Source organism: Sphingomonas sp. CFBP 13706, from assembly GCF_014842355.1.
GTDB lineage: Bacteria > Pseudomonadota > Alphaproteobacteria > Sphingomonadales > Sphingomonadaceae > Sphingomonas > Sphingomonas aerolata.
Window position 1 is genome coordinate 1 of sequence record NZ_JACYVM010000040.1, and the last position, 3,699, is coordinate 3,699.

General features: G+C 56.0%; 4 protein-coding genes. 3 read left to right on the forward strand and 1 reads right to left on the reverse strand.

Going from position 1 to position 3,699, the window contains the following annotated elements; genetic code table 11:
* From IFS44_RS21420 to IFS44_RS21430, 3 genes are all read left to right on the forward strand, one after another.
* Positions 1-192 (forward strand): SDR family oxidoreductase (locus IFS44_RS21420; RefSeq protein ID WP_192100129.1); only part of this gene is annotated, 192 nt, incomplete at its 5' end.
* Positions 193-327: 135 nt separating this feature from the next.
* The gene (locus tag IFS44_RS21425; protein ID WP_192003652.1) at positions 328-717 is read left to right on the forward strand and encodes a hypothetical protein; all 390 of its coding nucleotides are present in this window, start codon (positions 328-330) and stop codon (positions 715-717) included.
* Positions 718-886: 169 nt separating this feature from the next.
* Positions 887-1,369 (forward strand): hypothetical protein, encoded by a 483-nt coding sequence (locus tag IFS44_RS21430; protein WP_192071896.1) that lies wholly within the window; start codon positions 887-889, stop codon positions 1,367-1,369.
* Between the two features lie 937 nt (positions 1,370-2,306).
* Here the strand turns inward: IFS44_RS21430 and IFS44_RS21435 are convergent.
* A complete protein-coding gene (locus IFS44_RS21435; RefSeq protein ID WP_192100132.1) occupies positions 2,307-3,020 on the reverse strand; it encodes a hypothetical protein in 714 nt (237 codons plus the stop codon).
* Positions 3,021-3,699: the final 679 nt, after the last annotated feature.

Sequence of the window (3,699 nt, forward strand, 5' to 3'; positions counted from 1 at the left end):
GGCACCGGTCCCGATCGGGACGCCAAGATGCAGGCGGTAGTAGCGGACACGCCTCTCAAGCGGTTCGGGATGCCCGATGAAGTCGCGGCTATTGCGGTAATGCTGGCCTCCGATGAAGCGACCTACGTCACAGGGACGGAGATGAGCATCGACGGTGGGCTACTGGCCGGTTCTGCCGCTTCACCCGGCTGATGGCAGCAACGGGCGTGGTCGATCACGCCCGTTCGCCTTCCCACCAGCGATGGCATTCTGGGAAAGTGACATGTCTGCGGCTTGCCATGGCCGACAAAGTTGACCGGTGCGGACGTAGTCGTCACCGTCGGAAGCATGAGAGCCCTGCTGTCCCTGGCGCTTGCCTTCGTCATCGCCCTGGTAGGCACCGTCATCGCCAAGGCGCTCGACCCGACCGTTTTCGGCTCCTGTTTCGAAGGATCGTGCGGCTATGCTGCGATGCTCGTCGCGCTTCTAGGTACGCTGGTCCTCGCGCCAGTCCTATGGATCGGTTTGCGTCGCGCAGGGCCGCTAAGCCAGTTGCTGCTCGGCTTCGTGCTGTTCGCGCTGATCGGCCATTTCATTATGCCTTTCGAGCTATGGCTCGCTGGTGTGGCGGCGTTCGTATATGCGATCTTCCGGCTTATTCGGCGCGCAGGCCTAGGGCCGCCCGACCCGCGGCATATTCCTCGCCGCCGTAAACGGAATAGGAACGGGGCCCAATGAGATGGCGCGGACGTCTTGGGATCGATCCTATCTCCAGAATTGAGGCTGGCACGAGCTGCGTCGCAAAAAGGGTCCCATTTGCAACGCTGAAACTGCACATTGCCAGACATCGATGGAATGGCGCAGGTTAGTAATAGTCAGACGGCTTGCCGTCATGTGAGGGGTGCCCGTGAAAATCTTATATGGATGCTTGATTTTAGGCCTCACAGCGTCCGCAGCGTTAGCTGATACGCTTCCCGCAGCTAAAACGCCGGAGGTCGTAAAGGGCGTCCTATCTTGCCTGATGGCGGTTGATAGTCATCAGGTGAATGTCGAAATTCTGAAGAAAGATGGATGGGGCGCAGTGTCAGCTTCCGAGGCTGGAAAGTCGGTAGGGTTGCCGATACCGTTATTATCCAAGGGAAATATTATAATTCTTCATAAGTCGGGCGCAGAAACTCCAATCTGCGCTGTTATGGCGAAAGTACCTAATGTATCCGCCGTTGGTGATATTGCAAATGCGATTGATATCGCGCTAAAAGCAGACCGGAAAATAAAGGATGGTAAGGCCATACCTGCTTATTGGTTCCCCGCAGAACACATTGTTGAACTTGCAACAACAGGCAGCGTCGACGCACCAGGTGTTCGGATCGTCGTGGGATATCGTAAATAATTTACACTCGATAGTTTATTGTTAATGACCGGCGCCCGCCAAAATCTACCATCACCTTCGTTCCTGATGCAAAACCAAAAGTTTTGCATCAGGCCTGACAATAGCGCGGCGGGCTCAAGAAGGCTGGAGGCAATCCGCCTTCGTTCAGTTTATCCTAACCCTTCAAGCGCATGTTTTGAGCATGATACGACTTCTCACGATCGTTACCGCGTCTGTAGCCCTCGCGAGCTGCGGCAGCGCGTCTGCACAGTGCGCTACTCGCGATGCGCAAGGCCTCGTTGCCTCGATGAAGCGGGCCGAGCAGTTCAGGTCGATACTGACCATGGCAGTTGGGCGAACTCAGACTGCCGCTATGGTCAAGGCCCGGGACGGGGCTTCGGGTGACCAGAAGCTTGCGCAGGCAATCGACGCGGCCGTTAAGCGTCATAGCGCAGAGTGGGAGAAGAACTTGGTCAGTAGCTGGCAATCGCTCAGCGCCACCGAGATTGGCCAAGCATGCACCGCTATGCAGAAAAATGATCAAAGATCATTCATGCCCTTTGCTGAACGCGTCGGACCCAAAGTGCAGTCACGAAACGAACCCCTGCTACGCAGCGCTGCCGCAGAGGTACTCAGAACCGTGTGGTAAATCCGACATGATGCAAATTCACAAGATCTGCATCAGGCTCGGAGCCGCGGAAATCGTAGGATCGCTTGATGCAGAAATCTGATGCGTGTCGGCCCTGAATGTCCGGGTTTGGTGGAAAGCGGACGGACGGCTTTCGCGGCTGCGCTCCGGGAAACCCACCACCGAACGAGCCCGCCAATGCATCAACTTTTTGCATCGGTGAGCGCCTACGTTTCCTGCCATTCCTTGGCTGATGCGAAATCTTTGATCGTTTACGCGGGGGGGGGGGGGTAGGCTTAGGATCGTTAGCGGCACCCGTATATCGACGGGTTAGGGCCAGACTAGTCTTATCCAAGCTACTTTTTGACTAAGCTTGCCTTCACCGATCAGCGTTAAAAAATAGGCTTGAGAATGAAGGTCGGACAGATTTGAAATAGCTCCTAACCGGACGGGCAATGTTGCAAGGATAAGGAACCGTTTGCCGTCGAAGGCGACGACCCGCGACCGCTCTGCCAAGCCTTTGGCGTTCCATACCCCAATCCAAGTGTAGCTGTCCCTATGTACGTTGTCATCGGCTGCGACGAAACTGTATCCAACGATATCGGGGGTCACGGCAGGCCGCGCCGGGACAAAACCATCCACATAACCGCTCCTCCCGATGCCAGCGTTGGAAATGCCTGCAATACCGCTCTTCCCTTGGATGCTGGTCCATGAAAACCAGCATCCCGATGTACGCGAGTGCACTGGGCCAGGAGAGAGGTCAAAGTCGGTGAAGCGTGGGTCATCCGAGCGCAGCATCACCGCCGAGCTATAGCGAAGCTGATCCACGCGTGCCTCACCGGGATGTGGCCAGCCGGGATGTGCTCGATAGCTGCCCCCCAGCATCTCGACTGTTAGGGGAGCAGCGTTGATCGCAACAGATTCCCCAAGGTGACCCGAGCACACCGGCTTTGGCATGATCGCGGCGGTGGAATCGGAGGGTTGTGCGGTCGCAGAGGCCCCGATCAGCCCGGCAACGATTATCAGTATAGCGCGAACAAGCATCGCAGTAGCCTAACACGCGTAGGCTCGTGCGCTAGAGGGTGTCACTTGCTCACTTACCATTGCTGTTTGAATGGAGAATTTTTCATGGTTTTTAGCATCAGGAATGTCCGGACTGAGAGGAGCTTGGACATGAAGCCTACGACACTAACTGCGAATTACGCCTTTGATTTCAACGTGTGGCTTGCTTCCCATTGAGGGCGAAGGAGCCGCATCACATGTGCGCTTCCCGTCTATAACGACTGTCACCGCGCCCTGCATTTTGAGCGCAACCGAAACGTTGCGAAGGGCCTGAAACGCAACCTGCAAGCCGTCACGATCGGCTCCCGGTTGAAAACATAGTACAAAGGCAGATAAATTCGGGCCGGCCCAAGACGCTGTAGAATTGGCAATCACCCCCGGATCATCGAGTTCGCCTTTCCGGCTTATTCTAGCTAAAAACGGACCGGATACAGGGTCGTATTCAGCCGGGGGCACAGGCGGCACCGATCTTTGGTCAAAATTTGGAAGTCGGGCGTCCGAGGTCACGCTTGATAGGAACAACCAAGCCGTGGCGATCGCGGCAACGCATCGTTGAGTTCGTACCATACGAGAGATGATAGATTAGATCGGAATGTCCGCAAATGGGCGATTGTGTTGAAGAAGTCGGCCTCGGCGCCGGCTGGCACCGGCTTAAAATCAA

Coding starts and splice junctions, on each gene's coding strand:
- IFS44_RS21435 (WP_192100132.1), bottom strand. CDS start 3,020: ATGCTTGTTCGCGCTATACTGATAATCGTTGCCGGGCTGATCGGGGCC.
- IFS44_RS21425 (WP_192003652.1), top strand. CDS start 328: ATGAGAGCCCTGCTGTCCCTGGCGCTTGCCTTCGTCATCGCCCTGGTA.